General features: G+C 54.9%; 19 protein-coding genes. 8 read left to right on the forward strand and 11 right to left on the reverse strand.

Features of this window, described 5'->3' with window-relative positions; all coding sequences use genetic code 11:
• Positions 1-9: 9 nt before the first annotated feature.
• The 7 genes from lepB to rseD form a co-directional block, all read right to left on the reverse strand.
• Entirely contained in the window at positions 10-984 is a 975-nt protein-coding gene (lepB, locus tag LJA86_RS12720; protein ID WP_045908532.1) for a signal peptidase I, read from the reverse strand.
• A 15-nt stretch (positions 985-999) separates the two neighbouring features.
• Positions 1,000-2,799: a translation elongation factor 4 gene (gene lepA, locus LJA86_RS12725; RefSeq protein ID WP_008502183.1), complete on the reverse strand. Its 1,800-nt coding sequence runs from the start codon at positions 2,797-2,799 to the stop codon at positions 1,000-1,002.
• A gap of 184 nt (positions 2,800-2,983) precedes the next feature.
• On the reverse strand, positions 2,984-3,460 hold the full coding sequence (rseC, locus tag LJA86_RS12730) for a SoxR-reducing system protein RseC (RefSeq protein ID WP_032653064.1): 477 nt from the start codon (positions 3,458-3,460) through the stop codon (positions 2,984-2,986).
• Positions 3,457-4,410 carry a sigma-E factor regulatory protein RseB gene (rseB, locus tag LJA86_RS12735; RefSeq protein WP_023308851.1) on the reverse strand — a complete coding sequence of 318 codons (954 nt, stop codon included), beginning with the start codon at positions 4,408-4,410 and terminating at the stop codon, positions 3,457-3,459. Before rseB ends, rseC begins: the two co-directional genes overlap by 4 nt.
• Positions 4,410-5,060 (reverse strand): anti-sigma-E factor RseA, encoded by a 651-nt coding sequence (gene rseA, locus LJA86_RS12740; RefSeq protein WP_008502186.1) that lies wholly within the window; start codon positions 5,058-5,060, stop codon positions 4,410-4,412. The genes rseB and rseA overlap by 1 nt, the downstream gene beginning before the upstream one ends.
• Positions 5,061-5,091: 31 nt before the next feature.
• Positions 5,092-5,667 carry an RNA polymerase sigma factor RpoE gene (gene rpoE / locus LJA86_RS12745; RefSeq protein ID WP_006176728.1) on the reverse strand — a complete coding sequence of 192 codons (576 nt, stop codon included), beginning with the start codon at positions 5,665-5,667 and terminating at the stop codon, positions 5,092-5,094.
• The gene (gene rseD, locus LJA86_RS22285) at positions 5,664-5,747 is read right to left on the reverse strand and encodes a rpoE leader peptide RseD (RefSeq protein ID WP_223605340.1); all 84 of its coding nucleotides are present in this window, start codon (positions 5,745-5,747) and stop codon (positions 5,664-5,666) included. The genes rpoE and rseD overlap by 4 nt, the downstream gene beginning before the upstream one ends.
• 343 nt (positions 5,748-6,090) lie before the next feature.
• Between rseD and nadB the strand changes: the two genes are divergently transcribed.
• Positions 6,091-7,710 carry an L-aspartate oxidase gene (nadB, locus tag LJA86_RS12755; RefSeq protein ID WP_045908531.1) on the forward strand — a complete coding sequence of 540 codons (1,620 nt, stop codon included), beginning with the start codon at positions 6,091-6,093 and terminating at the stop codon, positions 7,708-7,710.
• On the opposite strand, the gene trmN is transcribed toward nadB, so the two are convergent.
• Positions 7,695-8,432, reverse strand: a complete 738-nt coding sequence (gene trmN / locus LJA86_RS12760) for a tRNA(1)(Val) (adenine(37)-N(6))-methyltransferase TrmN (RefSeq protein ID WP_045908530.1) — start codon at positions 8,430-8,432, stop codon at positions 7,695-7,697. The genes nadB and trmN overlap by 16 nt on opposite strands.
• 132 nt (positions 8,433-8,564) lie before the next feature.
• On the opposite strand from trmN, the gene srmB reads away from it, so the two are divergent.
• Positions 8,565-9,893, forward strand: a complete 1,329-nt coding sequence (gene srmB, locus LJA86_RS12765; RefSeq protein ID WP_023344704.1) for an ATP-dependent RNA helicase SrmB — start codon at positions 8,565-8,567, stop codon at positions 9,891-9,893.
• A gap of 51 nt (positions 9,894-9,944) precedes the next feature.
• On the opposite strand, the gene grcA is transcribed toward srmB, so the two are convergent.
• Positions 9,945-10,328, reverse strand: coding sequence for an autonomous glycyl radical cofactor GrcA (gene grcA, locus LJA86_RS12770; protein WP_008502190.1), 384 nt, complete (start codon positions 10,326-10,328; stop codon positions 9,945-9,947).
• Positions 10,329-10,642: 314 nt separating this feature from the next.
• Between grcA and ung the strand changes: the two genes are divergently transcribed.
• The gene (ung, locus tag LJA86_RS12775; protein WP_111967874.1) at positions 10,643-11,332 is read left to right on the forward strand and encodes a uracil-DNA glycosylase; all 690 of its coding nucleotides are present in this window, start codon (positions 10,643-10,645) and stop codon (positions 11,330-11,332) included.
• Positions 11,333-11,372: 40 nt separating this feature from the next.
• Here ung and LJA86_RS12780 read toward each other — a convergent pair whose 3' ends face one another.
• A complete protein-coding gene (locus tag LJA86_RS12780) occupies positions 11,373-12,473 on the reverse strand; it encodes a tRNA/rRNA methyltransferase (RefSeq protein WP_045908529.1) in 1,101 nt (366 codons plus the stop codon).
• Positions 12,474-12,677: 204 nt separating this feature from the next.
• On the opposite strand from LJA86_RS12780, the gene trxC reads away from it, so the two are divergent.
• The 5 genes from trxC (at position 12,678) to LJA86_RS12810 (ending at position 18,399) form a co-directional block, all read left to right on the forward strand.
• Positions 12,678-13,097 (forward strand): thioredoxin TrxC, encoded by a 420-nt coding sequence (trxC, locus tag LJA86_RS12785; RefSeq protein WP_045908528.1) that lies wholly within the window; start codon positions 12,678-12,680, stop codon positions 13,095-13,097.
• Between the two features lie 69 nt (positions 13,098-13,166).
• Positions 13,167-13,865, forward strand: coding sequence for a tRNA-uridine aminocarboxypropyltransferase (gene tapT, locus LJA86_RS12790; RefSeq protein WP_045908527.1), 699 nt, complete (start codon positions 13,167-13,169; stop codon positions 13,863-13,865).
• Positions 13,866-13,900: 35 nt separating this feature from the next.
• Complete coding sequence (locus LJA86_RS12795; protein WP_048029571.1) at positions 13,901-16,564, forward strand: bifunctional acetate--CoA ligase family protein/GNAT family N-acetyltransferase; 2,664 nt, start codon at positions 13,901-13,903, stop codon at positions 16,562-16,564.
• A 110-nt stretch (positions 16,565-16,674) separates the two neighbouring features.
• Positions 16,675-18,030: a CDP-diacylglycerol--serine O-phosphatidyltransferase gene (gene pssA, locus LJA86_RS12805; protein WP_023294337.1), complete on the forward strand. Its 1,356-nt coding sequence runs from the start codon at positions 16,675-16,677 to the stop codon at positions 18,028-18,030.
• A 45-nt stretch (positions 18,031-18,075) separates the two neighbouring features.
• Positions 18,076-18,399: a YfiM family lipoprotein gene (locus LJA86_RS12810; protein WP_045908525.1), complete on the forward strand. Its 324-nt coding sequence runs from the start codon at positions 18,076-18,078 to the stop codon at positions 18,397-18,399.
• On the opposite strand, the gene LJA86_RS12815 is transcribed toward LJA86_RS12810, so the two are convergent.
• Positions 18,396-19,691, reverse strand: a complete 1,296-nt coding sequence (locus tag LJA86_RS12815) for an MFS transporter (protein WP_045908524.1) — start codon at positions 19,689-19,691, stop codon at positions 18,396-18,398. The two genes, LJA86_RS12810 and LJA86_RS12815, sit on opposite strands and share 4 nt — an antisense overlap.
• Positions 19,692-19,972: the final 281 nt, after the last annotated feature.

Below are 19,972 nucleotides of genomic sequence, written 5' to 3' on the forward strand. Positions count from 1 at the left end.
TAGTGAGAATTAATGGATTCCGCCAATACGATTCAGGCGTACGCCGGTCGGCCATTCGCCTTCCTGCTTCTCAAAACTCATCCAGATCGCGGTCGCTTTACCCACCAGATTCGCTTCCGGCACAAAGCCCCAGTAACGGCTGTCCGCAGAATTATCGCGGTTGTCACCCATCATGAAGTAATGGCCCGGCGGTACAATCCAGCTTGCCAGCTGCTGACCCGGCTGACGATAGTACATACCCAGCTGATCCTGCGCGATTGGCACGGTGAGGATCCGGTGCGTCACGTCGCCCAGCGTCTCTTTGCGCTCAACCAGACGGATACCGTTATCTTTGGTTTCGCCTTTCGGTACCTGGAAGAATCCGCTGGTCGCTTCACCGCCGTTATGACGGGCAAAGGTCTGCACAAAATCACTTGGCTCGACGTTTGAGTAGGTGATTGGCAGCGCGTTTTCACATGCGGTACCGGAACTGCAGCCTGGCTGAACGGTGACTTCTTTCGCAACCGGATCGTAAGTCACTTTGTCACCCGGCAGACCTACCGCACGCTTGATGTAGTCCAGGCGCGGATCTTCCGGATATTTGAACACCACGATGTCGCCACGTTTCGGATGACCGGTTTCGATCAGCGTTTTCTGGTAGATCGGATCTTTAATGCCGTAGGCAAACTTCTCTACCAGAATAAAATCACCAATCAGCAGCGTTGGCATCATTGAACCTGATGGGATCTGGAACGGTTCGTAAATAAACGAACGTACCACCAGCACAATCGCCAGCACCGGAAACACCGAGGCGCCCGTTTCCAGCCAGCCCGGTTTCGGACCGACTTTCTTCAGGGTTTTCGCGTCAATACCATCGCCTGTGGCTGCCTGTGCGGCAGCCTGACGTTCACGACGTTTTGGGGCGAAGATAAACTTATCCAGACACCACAGCAGACCTGTCACCAGGGTAGCAATGACCAGGATCAGGGCAAACATGTTCGCCATGCCAACTCCTTAGGGTTATTTGCCGTCTTTACCAACATGAAGGATGGCAAGGAATGCTTCCTGCGGCAGCTCGACGTTACCGACCTGCTTCATACGCTTCTTACCTTCTTTCTGCTTCTGGAGCAGCTTTTTCTTACGGCTGACGTCACCGCCATAGCACTTCGCCAGAACGTTTTTACGCAGCTGTTTCACGGTGGATCGCGCGATAATGTGGTTGCCAATCGCCGCCTGAATCGCGATATCGAACTGCTGACGCGGGATCAGATCTTTCATCTTCTCAACCAGTTCGCGACCACGGTATGGCGCATTGTCGTTGTGGGTGATCAGCGCCAGCGCATCCACACGCTCGCCGTTGATCAGCACGTCCACACGCACCATGTTGGAGGCCTGGAAGCGTTTGAAGTTGTAATCCAGTGACGCATAGCCACGGGAGGTGGACTTCAGACGGTCGAAGAAGTCGAGTACCACTTCCGCCATCGGGATTTCGTAGGTCAGCGCGACCTGGTTACCGTGGTAAACCATGTTGGTCTGCACGCCGCGCTTCTCAATACACAGCGTAATGACGTTACCGAGGAATTCCTGCGGCAGCAGCATGTGACATTCGGCAATAGGCTCACGCAGCTCGTGAATATTGTTCAGCGGCGGCAGCTTGGACGGGCTGTCGACGTAGATCACTTCTTTCGAGGTGGTTTCAACTTCATACACTACCGTCGGCGCGGTGGTGATCAGGTCCAGATCGTATTCACGCTCCAGACGTTCCTGAATGATCTCCATGTGCAGCAGGCCGAGGAAGCCGCAGCGGAAGCCGAAGCCCAGCGCCGTTGAGCTTTCTGGCTCGTAGAACAGGGAGGCATCGTTCAGGCTCAGCTTGCCAAGCGCATCACGGAAGTTTTCATAGTCGTCAGAGCTAACCGGGAACAGGCCCGCGTAAACCTGCGGCTTCACCTTTTTAAAGCCCGGCAGCGCTTTTTCTGCCGGATTACGCGCACCGGTCAGGGTATCGCCCACCGGTGCACCGAGGATGTCTTTGATGGCGCATACCAGCCAGCCTACCTCGCCGCATGTCAGCTCGGTACGGTCAACCTGTTTTGGCGTGAAGATACCCAGACGGTCGGCGTTGTAAACCTGTCCGGTACTCATAACCTTGATTTTGTCGCCTTTGCGCATAGTGCCGTTTTTAATACGCACCAGGGAGACAACGCCCAGATAGTTATCGAACCAGGAGTCGATAATCAGCGCCTGCAGCGGGGCATCCGGATCGCCTTCCGGGGCCGGAATATCACGCACCAGGCGTTCCAGCACGTCGGTCACGCCGACACCGGTTTTAGCAGAGCAGCGCACGGCATCGGTCGCGTCAATGCCGACAATATCTTCAATCTCTTCCGCGACGCGCTCAGGATCGGCGGCTGGCAGGTCAATCTTGTTCAGAACCGGCACAACTTCGAGGTCCATTTCCATCGCGGTGTAGCAGTTTGCCAGGGTCTGGGCTTCTACGCCCTGCCCGGCATCGACTACCAGCAGCGCGCCTTCACAGGCAGCGAGCGAGCGTGAAACCTCATAGGAGAAGTCAACGTGGCCTGGGGTGTCGATAAAGTTCAGCTGATAGGTTTCGCCATCAGCCGCCTTGTAATCCAGCGTGACGCTCTGCGCTTTGATGGTGATACCGCGTTCGCGTTCCAGGTCCATGGAGTCCAGAACCTGGGCTTCCATTTCACGATCAGACAGGCCACCGCAAATCTGGATAATACGGTCAGACAGCGTCGACTTACCGTGGTCAATGTGAGCAATGATCGAAAAGTTACGTATGTTCTTCATATAGTTAAATAATTATGCCTTACGAATTCCTGGAGGCCGCTGTTCTTAGCCTGACGTTTTTCAGTGCGAAAACGCAGCATTCTACACTACATCTCCGCTACCTGGAAATGGACTTAGCGCCGGGTATAGCGTGAAGAAAGGACGTTTTCTGTTTTAAGACGTAAAAATGATAAAGCCCGATGAATCACCGGGCCTCAGAAGAGAGCGTCTCTACGCGAAGCTGGTCTGGTGCCAGCCCAACGCTGAGAATGACAGGCTGCCACTCCTCGCGCGCGGCAAGCGTCGGGGAGAGGCCTTTGGCAAGCCAGAATCCCCCCAGACCACCTAATGCGGCACCGCACATGGCGGCTCCGTCGGTGCCAAACAGCATCTGGAAAACGCCGCCCATAATAAACAGCCCGATCAGCGGAGAGAGATAGACCAGCATGGCGGAGCTGAGCAGACTGCCTTCCGCGATGCCCAGTTCAACCTTCTGCCCGGCCATCAGCGGCTGTTCGCTTGGCACAGAAATCGTGTGCGATGTTTGCGGCCCGAGCTTATTCAGCACGCGGCTGCCGCAACCGGCTCGGGATGCGCAGCTATTGCATGAGGCTTTTACATCGCAACTCACCAGCGCAATGCCGTTTTGCCACGAGACTACCGTCGCCCACTCTTTGATCATTGTGCGGCCCTGAATTTAATGCTGTCGGAGATGCGCTTCGCCGTTTGCGGAGGAAGTTCACCCACAATGGTGATCTCTGCGTTATCGCGTACCGTTGTGCTCACCGTACGGCGCCCGGTACGCAGCATTTGTTCGGCGCTGTTTGCCGTTGCGCGATTGATATTCACCGAGAAGCTGAACAAACCATCGGAATACAGGCGCGATTCCACCGGCGTTTCAATCGTTGGCAGTTGACGACGGCTGCTGGACACTTCGCTAAACCCTTGTGGGATCCAGGCAGGTACCCAGTTGAAATTAACGGAATCGCCTGCCGGAACGGAAAGCAGCGGCGGCAGGCTGGCCTTAGCCAGATTCTGCATGCTGTTGCCAACCTGATTGTTCACGCTGAAGGAGATAACGCGGAACTGTTCCAGCGTTTCACCGTCACGGTCAAGCAGATCTACACGCATGGGGAGCTTGGTTTCCGCGTCGATCCAGACAATATAGCTGTAGCGCGTTCCATCCCGGGCGACAACACGGATCACCTCACACAGTCTGTCCGCAATACGCGTACGCCCTACCGAGATAAAATCGTAGTAAGGGGCCAGCCGTTTGAAGTCGGTGTAAATGAGTGACGGCAGAGAATCAACGATATAGTCGCCATTCAGCGTGAAAGGCTCCAGGCCGGGCTCGAAATAGCTGATTTCGTTACCACGCTGGACAACTTCCCGACGCGGGCCATCCATCTGTAAAAGCTGGGCGAGCGGCTGATTATCAAGACGGGCATGGCGATAGCGTAACGACTCGACGCCCTGCTTATTGATGCTGATAAATGCCAACTCGTAATTGAGTGACTGGCTGGCCAGATTCATTTGCTGCAACAACGCCCCGGATGATACATCAGCCGAGGCGTTGGCAGAGAAGAACAGGCTACCCGCCATCAGAGACATGGCGAACCAAAGTTGCTTCATTACTGCGATTGCGTTCCTAAAGTTTGGTTTCCGGGCACCTGCACAGCAGCTTGCTGTGTCTGCGCCTGCTCAAACTGAAGCTGTTCAGAGTGCAGACGACGCTGCAACTCGTAATCCTGCAACATCGCATTAATGCGACGGCGCTGCTCCTGAACCTGCTGTTGCTGACCGCCGCTGGCGGAAGCATCAGCCGGTACGCCCAGGCTTACCGGGCTGGCTTTGCCCATCATCGGCAGTGTGTTAAACACTGGCGCTTCTGGCTGCTGATTAGTTTCAGACTGAGTATTATAGTGCTGGACGCCAACGATAACTGCAAGCGATACGCATGCAGCCACACCCATTTGGGTAAGCTGGCTGGCCCACGGACGCACCTTTTGCCAGAATGGCATTTTCTGCCACTGGTGAGGCGCGGGTTGAGCTTCAGGAATCAGCGGAGTGGTCTGATGAACAGGCTCATTCTCAATCGCCGCCATGACGCGGGCTGAGATATCGAAATGGAGAACCTCGCCGGTGTCACCGCGAAGGGTGTCACGGATGAGATGGTAACTCTCCCAGGTCTCTTGCATTTCGGGAGAATGAGACAGCTCGTTGAGCAGCTCACTATCCACCGTTTCACCATCCATTAAAGCGGAAAGTTTTTCTTTCTGCATGCCTAATACCTTTTCCAGTATCCCGCTATCGTCAACGCCTGATAAGCGGTTGAACTTTATTATCAATAGCTTCTCGCGCACGGAAAATTCGTGAACGTACCGTGCCGACCGGACAATCCATGATAGCGGCTATCTCTTCATAGCTCAGACCATCCAGCTCCCGTAACGTAATTGCCATGCGTAAATCTTCCGGAAGCGACTCGATCGTGCGAAAAACGATTTGTCTCAGTTCTTCTGACAACATTAAGTTCTCAGGGTTCGAAATTTCTTTCAATGCGCCGCCACTTTCGAAGTTTTCGGCGTCGATTGCGTCCACATCACTAGAAGGCGGACGACGGCCCTGAGCGACCAGATAATTCTTTGCCGTATTGACCGCAATACGGTACAGCCAGGTATAAAAAGCACTATCTCCCCGGAACGAATCCAGCGCGCGATAGGCCTTAATAAAAGACTCTTGCACCACATCAGGCACATCGCCTGACGGTACATAGCGGGAAACCAGGCTCGCCACCTTATGCTGGTAGCGCACCACCAGTAAGTTAAAGGCTTTCTGATCTCCCTTCTGGACCCGTTCAACCAGGACCTGGTCCGTTAACTGCTCGCTCATCCGAGGTAATGTCTCCCCAAACCTAAATTCCACGCGTTATCGAAACGCCACTCTAAAAATACCGCACTTTGAGCAAGCACCGAATTAGAGTGTCTGATCTTCAATAAGTTCCGTAACGCCTTTGTTTTTGTTCATCGCGCCGCAGACTGTTCATTTTCTCTCATTATAAGTCTGTTCACGATACGCACCACTTTCTGACAAGAAACATCTTTTTCCCGCCAGAAGAGTAACGCAAGCCAGTCTTTATTTCATCACAAAATCTGACGCTAACGATCTGCTTCGCAAAATAATTTCACTCATTTACCCTCCGTTTACCTCTGCTTACGCGTTTAGTCATTGCAACAGTCATTAAAAAAAACGTGCGATAAATCGCATTCAGGTGCTATTCTGGCCCAACACTGTTTAGTAAATTAAACAACAATCATGAACACAACACCTGAACTCCATTGTGATGTACTGATCATCGGCAGCGGCGCTGCCGGTCTCTCTCTGGCGCTACGCCTGGCCGAGCATCAAAACGTTATCGTTCTGAGTAAAGGGCCGATAAGCGAGGGTTCCACGTTTTATGCCCAGGGCGGGATTGCCGCCGTGTTTGATGAGACAGACAGCATTGCCTCCCACGTCGACGATACGCTGATTGCCGGGGCCGGGATCGTGGATGCGCACGCCGCAGAGTTTGTCGCCAGCAATGCCCGCCATTGCGTGCAGTGGCTCATCGACCAGGGCGTCTTATTCGATACGCAGGTTCAACCCAACGGTGAAGAGAGCTACCATCTGACGCGCGAAGGCGGTCATAGCCACCGCCGCATCCTGCACGCAGCGGATGCCACCGGTAAAGAAGTGGAGACCACGCTGGTCGGCAAGGCGCTGAGCCATCCTAATATTCGGGTGCTTGAACGAAGTAACGCCGTTGACCTGATTATCTCCGACAAGATTGGCCTGCCGGGCACGCGTCGCGTGGTGGGCGCCTGGGTCTGGAACCGCAATAAAGAGAAGGTGGAAACTTGCCAGGCGAAAGCTGTAGTGCTGGCCACGGGCGGTGCCTCTAAAGTGTATCAGTACACTACGAACCCGGACATTGCCTCCGGAGACGGTATCGCGATGGCCTGGCGCGCCGGCTGCCGGGTGGCGAACCTTGAGTTCAATCAGTTTCACCCAACCGCCCTGTTCCATCCTCAGGCGCGCAACTTCCTGCTGACGGAAGCCCTGCGCGGCGAAGGCGCCTATCTGAAACGCCCTGACGGCACCCGCTTTATGCCAGACTTTGACTCTCGTGGCGAACTGGCTCCGCGCGATATCGTTGCCCGCGCCATCGACCATGAAATGAAGCGTCTTGGCGTGGATTGCATGTATCTTGATATCAGCCACAAGCCTGCAGAGTTTATTCGCCAGCATTTCCCGATGATTTACGAAAAGCTGCTCAACCTTGGCATCGATTTAACGCGCGATCCGGTGCCAATTGTGCCAGCCGCCCACTATACCTGCGGTGGGGTGATGGTTGACGATCATGGGCGTACCGATGTCGATGGCCTGTATGCTATCGGTGAGGTCAGCTATACCGGGCTTCATGGCGCGAACCGTATGGCGTCTAACTCGCTGCTTGAGTGCCTGGTCTACGGCTGGTCGGCCGCAGAAGACATCACCAAACGCATGCCCTACGCCCGCGAGACAGAGCGCCTGCCTGCCTGGGATGAAAGCCGCGTGGAAAATCCGGACGAGCTGGTCGTGATCCAGCATAACTGGCATGAGCTACGGCTGTTCATGTGGGATTACGTCGGGATTGTGCGTACCACGAAACGTCTTGAGCGCGCGCTGCGCCGCATCACCATGCTGCAGCAGGAAATTGATGAGTATTATGCCAATTTCCGCGTATCGAATAATCTGCTGGAGTTGCGCAATCTGGTGCAGGTTGCCGAGCTGATCGTTCGCTGCGCGATGATGCGTAAAGAGAGTCGCGGGTTGCACTATACGCTGGACTATCCGGATCAGCTTGCGGAGTCCGGCCCGTCGATCCTCGCCCCGCAGGTTTACATAAACAGATAAAACGCCTGGGTCAGGGCAGTGTAATCTTCGGAATAACGCTGGTCTGGCCCACGGATCACCATTCGATCGTTAAAGCATTCACCCTCTTTCGGCGAGAGCGCCAGCAGCACGCGGTGTGGCAGTCGCCCTTCCGTATCCGAAATATCGGTACGCAGACGTAACGTCCAGCCAATCTCCTGCGCGATACCGATGAACGTGTTGCCGGTACTCTCTGGCAGGACCACGCAGAAAAAGCCTTCTTCGGAGATGAGTTCGGCCGCACTGGTGAGCAGCGCTTTATGATCGAGGGAACGGGTATAACGCGCCTGTTCGCGCTCGGGTGTCCCGCACTCAACGCCGGGCGCATAGTAGGGAGGGTTGCTGACGATCAGGTCGTAACGCGCGGTTTGTTCAGGCGCCCAGGCGAGCACATCGGCGCAGTCCACTTTCATGCGGGCAGCCCAGGGGGATTCGGCCACATTTTCACTTGCCTGCTCTGCCGCCTGCGCATCCAGTTCGACGGCATCGATGGTGACATGTTCTTCCGTGCGCTGCGCCAGCATTAACGCCACCAGCCCGCTGCCGGTACCGATATCAAGAATACGCTTAACCCCTGCGACAGGCGCCCACGCGCCCAGTAAAATACCGTCCGTACCGACCTTCATGGCACAGCGATCGTGAGCGACAAAAAATTGTTTAAACGTAAAACCATCGCGGCGCAGCTGCGCTTTGAGTTGAGACATGTCGGAGCAACCTTCTAAGTGAAACTGGAGTAGCATAGGGGAAAGCGAAGTGGCCGAAAAGCGATATCCATACAAACAGATGAAGATTACAGCCGTAACGTCTATAATCAGCGCCCCACACAGAGGTAGAACATGACTGTAACGACTTTTTCCGAACTTGAACTCGATGAAAGCCTGCTCAATGCACTTGAGAGCAAAGGCTTTACACGCCCGACCGCCATTCAGGCAGCGGCCATTCCGCCTGCGCTTGAGGGCCGCGATGTGCTCGGTTCTGCGCCAACCGGCACGGGGAAGACAGCAGCCTATTTGCTGCCTGTGTTGCAGCATCTGCTCGATTTTCCACGTAAAAAATCTGGCCCGCCGCGTATTTTAATCCTGACGCCGACGCGCGAACTGGCCATGCAGGTGGCCGATCACGCGCGTGAACTTGCGGCAAATACCCACTTGGATATCGCGACCATCACCGGCGGCGTTGCGTATATGAACCACGCCGAAGTGTTCAGCGAAAACCAGGACATCGTCGTTGCGACGACGGGCCGCCTGCTGCAGTACATTAAAGAAGAGAACTTCGACTGCCGTGCGGTTGAAACGCTGATCCTCGACGAAGCCGACCGTATGCTGGACATGGGCTTCGCACAGGATATCGAGCACATTGCCGGGGAAACGCGCTGGCGTAACCAGACGATGCTGTTCTCTGCCACCCTCGAAGGGGAAGCGATTAAAGACTTCGCAGAGCGTCTGCTGGAAGATCCGGTAGAAGTGTCGGCGACGCCGTCCACCCGTGAGCGTAAGAAGATCCACCAGTGGTACTACCGCGCGGACAACCTTGAGCACAAGGTCGAATTGCTCAAACACCTGCTGAAGCAGGAAGATGCGCTGCGCACAATCGTGTTTGTCCGTAAGCGCGAGCGCGTGCATGAGCTGGCAGAAATGCTGCGTAACGCCGGGATCAACAACTGCTATCTTGAAGGCGAGATGGCGCAGATCAAGCGTACCGAAGGCATTAAGCGCCTGACCGATGGCCGCGTTAACGTGCTGGTTGCTACAGACGTTGCCGCTCGCGGGATCGACATCCCTGACGTCAGCCACGTCATTAACTTCGATATGCCGCGCAGCGGCGATACCTATCTGCACCGTATTGGCCGTACCGGCCGCGCGGGCCGCAAAGGGATTGCGATTTCACTGGTCGAAGCGCATGACTACCTGCTGCTGCAGAAAATTGGCCGCTATGTTGACGAGCCGCTGAAAGCGCGCGTTATTGATGGCCTGCGCCCAACCACGCGTGCGCCGAGTGAAAAAATGACGGGTAAACCGTCCAAGAAAGCGCTCGCGAAACGTGCTGAGAGAAAAGAGAAAGAAAAAGAGAAACCGCGCGTGAAGCAGCGCCACCGCGATACCAAAAATATTGGTAAGCGCCGTAAGCCAAGCTCTGCTGCACCAGAGACAAAAACGGAAGAGTAAAAAAAAGCCGGGGAAATCCCCGGCTTTTTTATTCCCCCCGTAGCTGAAGCCTTACAGGCTTTCAGTAAAGGTACGCGCGATAACGTCGCGCTGCTGTTCTGGGGTCAGAGAGTTGAAGCGTACCGCATAGCCGGACACGCGAATGGTCAGCTGAGGGTATTTTTCTGGGTGCTCAACCGCGTCCATCAGCGTTTCGCGACGCAGTACGTTTACGTTCAGGTGCTGACCACCTTCCACGCGCACTTCCGGTTTCACTTCCATTGGAATTTCACGGTATTCGATTTCGCCCAGTTTGCTCACCGGCACGATTTCATCTTCAGCAAAACCCGCTTTCGCGACGACACAGCGCGCTTCGTTTTTCTCGCTGTCCAGCAGCCAGAAAGAGTTGAGCAGATCGTCATTTGCAGCTTTAGTAATCTGGATACCTGTAATCATGTGTTGCCTCCCTTAGGCTACATTAACTGATGTCGGCCTCTCGCGGCCAATTGGTAAAACCATTGTTTCTTGTGTGTATATATATCATTCACACCCCGGTGATTTATTGATTTAAATCAACAAAAACACCAACCACATAAAGAGTGTGGTTTGAATTTATTGCTTTAGATCAATTTCATGACCTTACCAATTCAATTTAACCTGCACATTTTCAACATAAATTTAGCCACTTAGCGCGCATTTCAGTGTGCTATTTTGCTCACCGGGCTTTAACAGGTAAGCTAGTCAGAGATTGAAATTCGCAGGAGAGCGAGATGACGACACCTTTAACCTGGCATGACGTGCTGGCAGAAGAAAAGCAGCAGCCCTATTTTATCAATACGCTCAGCACCGTTGCGGCTGAGCGCCAGTCCGGACAGACGATTTACCCGCCGCAGAAAGATGTGTTCAACGCCTTTCGCTACACCGAACTGAGCGATGTGAAAGTGGTCATTCTGGGCCAGGATCCCTATCACGGCCCGGGTCAGGCGCATGGGCTGGCGTTTTCCGTACGTCCCGGCGTGGCGATCCCCCCTTCTCTGCTCAACATGTATAAAGAGCTTGAGGGAACCGTGCCCGGGTTTACCCGACCAAACCATGGCTACCTGGAAAGCTGGGCGCGTCAGGGCGTGCTGTTATTGAACACGGTACTCACCGTTCGGGCCGGCCAGGCGCACTCGCACGCCAGCCTGGGCTGGGAGACGTTCACCGATAAAGTCATCAGCCTGATCAACGAACACCGTGAAGGGGTCGTGTTTTTACTCTGGGGATCGCACGCGCAGAAGAAAGGGGCGATTATTGACCGTCAGCGTCATCACGTGTTGAAAGCGCCGCACCCGTCACCGCTGTCTGCACATCGCGGTTTCTTTGGCAGTAATCATTTTGTTCTGGCGAACGAATGGCTGAAAAAACGTGGCGAAACGCCCATTGACTGGATGCCTGTGTTACCGGCAGAGAGCGAATAGTATTTGAATGTGCCGGGTCTGACCCGGCACATGAAGGGGCTTATGCCTTATTCTGACGCCACCACTCGGCCAGCAGTACACCGGTCGCAACGGATACGTTCAGACTTTCCACATTGCCTGTCCCATCAATAGAGACGCTCAGATCCGCACTGGAGAGGGCCGCATCAGACAGACCATCGCGTTCCTGACCCAGCACCAGCACCATTTTGCGTGGCAGCGTCGCTTTAAACAGCGGCGTACCGGCATGGCTCGAGGTGGTCACGATGGAATAACCCGCTTTACGGAACTGCTCAAGGGCATCCAGCACGCTGTCGCCGGTGATCGGCTGTACGTGTTCGGCTCCGCCTTCCGCAGTACGGATCGCGGCACCGGATTCCAGCAGCGCGGCATCCTGCAACAGCACGCCTTTCACGCCAAAGTGAGCGCAGCTACGCATCATTGCGCCCAGGTTATGCGGGTTGCCCACGTCTTCCAGCGCCAGTACACAGTCATCGGCATCCGCCTGACTGACCCACTGCTGAACGGTCGTACCGTTACGTTTTTTGATCAGGAAGCAGACGCCGCCGTGGTGTTCGGTACCGGATGCTTTGGTCAGCTCGGCATCATCAACCACGTGGTAGGCTTTGCGGTTTGCCGCCATCCAGCGCAGCGCTTCTTTAAAGCGCGGGGTTACGCTCTGAATAAACCAGGCGCGGACGATACATTCAGGACGGCTCAGGAACAGCGCCTGGCAGGCGTTTTCACCATACACGCGAGTCTCTTCCGCACGCTGACGGCGCAGCACTTCCGGGTCGATAAAGCTTTTACCGCTGATACCGCCGTGATCGGCCTTTTCTGGCGTTTCGTCGCCAGGGGCACGAGAAACGGTGCGCCACGGGGAGGCGTTATCACGTGAGAAGTCATCCCGTGGACGGTCATCGCGTTTGCGATCGTCACGCTTGCGGTCATCACGTTTGCGGTCATCACCGCGGTTGTTTCTGTCATCGCGGGCGGGGCGACGGCCACCGTCTGCACGAGAAGACGCCGGACGCCCGCCACCTTTTCCGGTACGCGGATTTTGGGTGCGTTTATCAGAGTCATCATCACTGCGGACATACATCACTTTGACCTTGCCGCTTTTATTTTTCATTTCGTCGTTCATGCTTTTCTCCACCAGCGCTGCGCGAAGCGCGCAGATTACCCGATGTGCCAGCGCATAGCCATAATTTCGTACAAAAGCCTGTGACTATTGTTCTCATTGAATAAAACGCATTGTTGTTTCAAACAGGCTCATTGATAATATGTAACATATTAGAAACATTATCGGCATTTTGCCGCTGTCCCACGGCTCTATCAGAGGTTAGTTATGAATACCGTATGTGCCAACTGTCAGGCTCTTAACCGCATTCCGGACGATCGGATTGAAGATGGTGCGAAATGCGGACGCTGCGGCCATGAATTGTTTGATGGCGAGGTCATTAACGCGACGGGTGCTACGCTGGACAAACTCCTCAAGGACGATCTTCCTGTTGTGGTTGATTTCTGGGCGCCCTGGTGCGGCCCATGTCGTAGCTTCGCGCCGATCTTCGAAGACGTGGCCGAAGAGCGCAGCGGAAAAATACGTTTCGTTAAGGTCAATACTGAAGCTGAACCTGAACTGAGCGCCCGTTTTCGCATTCGCAGCATCCCGACCATTATGATTTTCAAAAATGGTGAAGTGCTCGATATGCTCAACGGTGCGGTGCCTAAAGCGCCTTTTGAAAGCTGGTTAAACGAGTCGCTGTAACATTCTCGGGGCACATCTTGTGCCCCGTTCTCGCCTCTGCGAAAATAGGGTTTTTCCTGCATTTCGCCCATGACTGATAACGCTGTTCTTCAATTACGCGCCGAACGCCTTGCGCGCGCTACCCGCCCCTTCCTCGCGCGCGGAAACCGTATTCGCCGCTGTCAGCGCTGCCTGCTGCCGCTGAAGGTTTGCCTGTGCGAGACGCTGGCGCCGAGTACGGCCCAGAGCCGTTTTTGTCTGGTCATGTTTGATACCGAGCCGATGAAGCCCAGCAATACAGGTCGCCTCATTGCCGATATTCTGCCGGATACCTCGGCATTTCAGTGGTCCCGTACTGAGCCCCCTCAGGCGCTGCTCGACTTAGTGGCAAGCCCGGACTATCAGCCGATGGTCGTTTTCCCTGCGTCATATGCAGGTGTCGATCGCCAGGTGCTTTCGACGCCGCCATCCGGTAAACCGCCGTTGTTTATTATGCTGGACGGCACCTGGACCGAAGCGCGAAAAATGTTTCGTAAAAGCCCGTATCTCGACGCACTGCCGGTGATTTCTGTCGATCTGTCCCGCGTCTCCGCCTATCGCCTGCGTGAAGCGCATGCTGACGGGCAATACTGCACCGCCGAAGTGGCCATTGCGCTTCTGGACCTGGCGGGTGATACCGCTGCGGCTCACGCCCTGGGCAACCATTTCTCCTGTTTCCGGGAACGCTATCTGGCGGGAAAAACCGTTCATAAGGGCAGCGTCACAGCAGCCGAGACGGAAAGCGTTTAAAATCATCAGGTCGCTTGCATTCACAGGAGGCCTGCATGAGCCAGCGAGGGTTAGAAGCGCTACTTCGTCCTAAATCCATTGCCGTCATCGGCGCATCAATGAAACCGGATCGTGCTGGCTATCTGATGATGCGCAACCTGCTGGCCGGGGGATTTAATGGTCCCGTCATGCCCGTCACACCGGCGTATAAGGCGGTTCAGGGAGTGCTTGCATGGCCTGATGTACAGAGCCTGCCTTTCGTACCGGATCTTGCCGTACTGTGTACAAACGCAAAACGGAATCCGGAACTGCTGGAATCGCTCGGCAAGAAAGGCTGTAAAACCTGCATTATTCTCTCGTCTCCGCCTGAACAGAAAGCCGAGCTTCTGGCCTGCGCCAGCCGCTATCAAATGCGCATTCTTGGGCCAAACAGTCTGGGCCTGCTCGCCCCCTGGCAGGGGCTGAATGCCAGCTTCTCTCCGGTTCCAATCCGCAAAGGCAAGCTCGCGTTTATCTCGCAGTCGGCTGCAGTATCGAACACCATTCTCGACTGGGCGCAGCAGCGTGAAATGGGATTCTCCTACTTCATTGCGCTCGGCGACAGTCTGGATATCGACGTCGATGAGCTACTGGATTTTCTGGCGCGCGACGGCAAAACCAGTGCGATCCTGCTTTATCTTGAGCACCTCAGCGACGCGCGTCGTTTTGTCTCGGCGTCGCGAAGCGCGTCGCGCAATAAGCCGATCCTGGTGATCAAAAGCGGACGCAGCCCTGCGGCACAGCGTCTGCTGCATTCGCATTCCGGCATGGATCCCGCCTGGGACGCCGCCATTCAGCGCGCGGGTTTGCTGCGGGTACAGGATACGCACGAGCTTTTTTCCGCCGTTGAGACGTTAAGCCATATGCGCCCGTTGCGCGGCGAGAAGTTAATGATTGTCAGTAACGGCGCCGCCCCTGCCGCACTCGCCCTGGATGAGCTGTGGCGGCGTTTCGGCAAGCTGGCCACGCTGAGCGAAGAGACGCTGCAGCGCCTGAAAGACGCGCTTCCGGCCAGCGTGACGCCAGGCAATCCGCTTGATTTGCGCGATGACGCCAGCAGTGACCGCTATATCAGGGCCATTTCCATTTTGCTGGATAGCCAGGATTTCGATGCGCTGATGATTATCCACTCCCCCAGCGCGGTCGCGCCGGGCAGCGAAAGCGCGCGCGCGCTCATTGAGGCCGTGCGCAATCATCCGCGAGGCAAATATGTCACCCTGCTGACCAACTGGTGCGGTGAGTTTTCTTCGCAGGAGGCTCGGCGCCTGTTCAGCGAAGCCGGACTGCCAACCTACCGCACGCCGGAAGGCACCATTACCGCGTTTATGCACATGGTGGAATATCGCCGCAATCAGAAACAGCTCCGCGAGACGCCGGCGTTGCCCGGTAATCTGACGGCCAATACCGTCGACGTTCACCGGCTGTTGCAGCAGGCAATCGAAGAAGGCGCGACGTCGCTGGATACGCATGAAGTCCAGCCCATTCTGGGCAGCTACGGGATGCAGACCCTGCCGACCTGGATCGCCAGCGACAGTGCTGAGGCCGTGCATATTGCCGAGCAGATTGGCTATCCGGTTGCCCTGAAGCTGCGCTCCCCGGATATCCCGCATAAGTCTGACGTCCAGGGGGTGATGCTCTACCTGCGAACGGCGACTGAGGTGCAGCAGGCCGCAGATGCCATTTTTGACCGGGTCAAAATGGCGTGGCCACAGGCAAGGATCCACGGCTTGCTGGTGCAAAGCATGGCTAACCGCGCAGGCGCTCAGGAGTTACGGGTGGTGGTCGAACACGATCCCGTCTTCGGCCCGCTCATCATGCTGGGGGAAGGCGGTGTGGAGTGGCGCCCGGAGGAACAGGCCGTGGTGGCGTTACCGCCGCTGAACATGAACCTGGCGCGTTATCTGATTATCCAGGCGATCAAAAGCAAAAAGATCCGCGGCCGGAGCGCGCTGCGTCCGCTTGATATTGCCGGGCTAAGTCAGTTCCTGGTACAGGTCTCTAACCTGATTGTGGATTGTGCCGAGATCCAGCGGCTGGACATTCATCCGCTGCTCGCCTCCGGCAATGAGTTTACGGCGCTGGACGTGACCCTGGATATCGCGCCCTTTGAAGGAGACAGAGAAAGCCGTCTGGCGATCCGCCCGTATCCCCTGCAGCTGGAGGAGTGGGTTGAGATGAAAAATGGGGAACGCGCCTTGTTCCGCCCTATTCTGCCGGAAGATGAGCCCCAGCTGCGGGCCTTTATCTCTCAGGTCACGAAAGAGGATCTCTATTATCGCTATTTTAGCGAAATCAACGAATTTACCCACGATGATTTAGCCAATATGACCCAGATCGACTACGATCGAGAAATGGCGTTTGTTGCCGTTCGTCGCGCCGATAAGGGTGATGAGATCCTCGGCGTCACGCGTGCGATTTCTGACCCGGATAACGTCGATGCGGAGTTTGCCGTGCTGGTACGCTCCGATCTTAAAGGTCTGGGCCTGGGAAGACGACTGCTGGAAAAACTCATCAGTTATACGCGAGATCACGGATTGTTACGCCTTAATGGCATTACTATGCCTAACAATCGCGGTATGGTGACCCTGGCGCGAAAACTTGGGTTTGACGTTGATATTCAGCTGGACGAAGGTATTGTTGCCTTGTCCCTCAGTCTGTCATCAGCAGACAAACGCGAGTAAGCTACTGGAAATGTTACCCACTTTGGACGGGACTGGTGGTATCATTGTCCGCTTATGTTGTTTGCATAGTACAGACAACCCTTCAATGAACAGAGAAGAAACGCACTGTGATGTTGTCAAAATTTAAGCGTAATAAACATCAACAACACCTTGCTCAACTACCGAAGATTTCTCAGTCAGTTGATGATGTAGAGTTCTTTTACGCTCCCGCTCATTTTCGGGAGACGCTTCTGGAAAAGATTGCCAGCGCTACGCGACGCATTTGCATTGTGGCACTGTATCTTGAACAGGATGAAGGCGGGCGCGCGATCCTGAACGCGCTCTATGAAGCCAAACGTCAGCGTCCGGAACTGGATGTACGCGTGCTGGTAGACTGGCATCGCGCCCAGCGTGGCCGTATTGGCGCTGCCGCGTCAAACACCAATGCTGACTGGTATTGCCGCACAGCGCAGGAAAATCCTGGCGTTGACGTGCCTGTTTATGGCGTCCCGGTGAATACCCGTGAAGCGCTCGGCGTTCTTCATTTCAAGGGGTTCATTATTGATGACAGCGTGCTATACAGCGGCGCCAGTCTCAATGATGTCTACCTTCATCAGCTCGATAAATATCGCTACGACCGTTACCATCTGATCCGTAATCCGCAGATGGCCGATATCATGTTCAACTGGGTTGATAAAAATCTGGTTCATGGCCGTGGTGTTAATCGTCTTGACGATCCCGAGCGCCCTAAAAGCCCGGAAATCAAAAATGATGTTCGCGCCTTCCGCCAGGAGCTGCGCGATGCGGTCTATCATTTCCAGGGCGATGCGAATAACGAAGAGTTATCCGTTACCCCGCTGGTAGGGCTCGGCAAATCGAGCCTGCTGAACAAAACGATTTTCCATCTGATGCCGTGCGCGGAGCAGAAACTCACTATCTGCACGCCGTATTTCAACCTTCCTGCCGTGCTGGTGCGTAATATCATTCAGCTGCTGCGCGAGGGTAAAAAAGTGGAAATCATCGTGGGTGATAAAACGGCAAACGACTTCTTTATTCCCGAAGATCAGCCGTTCAAAATCATCGGTGCATTGCCTTATCTCTATGAGATTAACCTTCGCCGTTTCCTGAGCCGCTTACAGTATTACGTCAACACTGACCAGCTGGTTGTGCGTCTCTGGAAAGATGAAGACAATAGTTACCATCTGAAAGGCATGTGGGTCGACGATGAGTGGATGCTGCTGACCGGTAACAACCTGAACCCGCGCGCGTGGCGACTGGATCTGGAAAACGCTATCCTGATCCATGATCCGCAGCATGAGTTAGCCGCCCAACGTGAACGCGAGCTGGAGCTGATTCGCACCCATACAACCGTGGTGAATCACTACCGCGAACTGCAGAGCATTGCCGATTATCCGGTGAAAGTTCGCAAGCTTATTCGCCGCTTACGTCGTATCCGTATCGACCGACTTATCAGCCGTATTCTGTAATGTCCAGGCCCTGTCACCCGCAGGGCTTTTTTATGGGGCCCGTTGATGCGTATTCCTCTGTTACTGAGCGTCATTTTCCTGAGTGGCTGTAGCCATATGGCCAACGATAGCTGGTCCGGACAGGATAAAGCACAGCATTTTCTCGCCTCCGCGATGTTGTCCGCAGCCGGTAATGAATATGCCCAGCATCAGGGATACAGCCGGGACCGTAGCGCGGCGATCGGGCTGATGTTCTCAGTAAGTCTTGGGGCATCAAAAGAACTGTGGGATAGCCGCCCCGCAGGGAGCGGCTGGAGCTGGAAAGATTTCGCCTGGGATGTCGCTGGCGCAACGACCGGCTATGCCGTATGGCAGATGGCGCGGTATTAAAGTCGAATGCCTTTCCCTTTGCGATGCAGCATCAGGGAGACAACAAACGCCAGTGCCCCCATTCCCGTTACGTACCAGAAGAATGTCGTTTCGCTTCCCCATGATTTAAGCGACAGCGCTACGTACTCCGCCGATCCGCCAAACACCGCGTTGGCGACCGCATAAGAGAGCCCTACCCCTAATGCACGGACCTGCGCCGGGAACATCTCGGCTTTCAGTATCCCGCTGATGGAGGTATAGAAACTGACAATCACCATCGCCACCATCACCAGCGCAAAGGCAGCATACGGTGAAGAGACATGCTGAAGCGCAGTCAGAATGGGGACGGTACATAATGCCGACAATCCGCCAAAAATGAGCATCGACGTACGTCGGCCAATTTTATCCGAGAGCGCGCCGACGATCGGCTGTATGAGCATAAAGACAAACAGTGCCACGGTCATGACCACGCTGGCGACGTTTGCGTGCATGCCGGTGGTGTTTACCAGGTATTTTTGCATATAGGTGGTGAACGTATAAAAACTGAGAGAGCCGCCCGCGGTGAAGCCCAGCACCATCAGGAAAGCTTTACGGTTACGCCATAATCCTTTGAATGTTCCCGCCTCCTTCAGCATCCTGACCTCTTTCTGAGAGGTTTCATCTAGCTGACGGCGTAGCCAAAGTGCAACGACCGCCAGTACAGCGCCCATTGCGAAAGGGATCCGCCATCCCCAGGCGTGAAGTTGTTCGTCCGTCAGAATTTGCTGCAGGATCACCACCACAAGAATGGCCAGCAGTTGACCGCCAATCAGCGTGACGTACTGGAATGAGGCGTAAAAACCTTTACGGCCTTCCAGTGCAATTTCACTCATGTAGGTTGCACTGGTACCGTATTCACCGCCCACCGATAATCCCTGGAATAAGCGTGCCAGCAAAAGTAGTGCCGGAGCCCAGGTACCAATCGATGCATATCCCGGTAAGCAGGCGATCACCAGCGAGCCAAAGCACATCATGCACACCGAGATCAGCATAGAGGCCTTACGCCCGCGACGATCCGCAATACGGCCGAACAGCCATCCCCCGATGGGTCGCATCAAGAAGCCTGCGGCGAAGACTCCTGCCGTTTGTAGCAGCTGCGTGGTGGTGTTGCCGGAGGGGAAGAAAATATGTGCAAAGTAGAGTGAACAGAATGAGTAGACGTAAAAGTCGAACCATTCAACCAGATTCCCTGAAGAGGCGCTGATGATTGCCCATACCCTTCTTCGGGTATCACTGTGAGCCAGCGTCCCGTTTGATGTCATGCTTTCTGTCATTGTGATTATGCTCCTGCCATAAACTGCGGCGTATTGAGCCTGGAGACTCAATAACCTCGTAAATGAAATGTTATAATTTTGTTATAAATCACATTGAGACAGAGATCACACATTCCATTAGCAAGATAAGGGATTAAGACAAAAGCCAGAGTGGAAAAACAAAAGCAAAAAACCCCGCACCTTCCGGTACGGGGTTCTTCTTAATTGATGCCTGGCAGTTCCCTACTCTCACATGGGGAGACCCCACACTACCATCGGCGCTACGGCGTTTCACTTCTGAG

The sequence above is a fragment of the Enterobacter sp. TCD1-1 genome (assembly GCF_020567405.1).
GTDB lineage: Bacteria > Pseudomonadota > Gammaproteobacteria > Enterobacterales > Enterobacteriaceae > Enterobacter > Enterobacter quasiroggenkampii.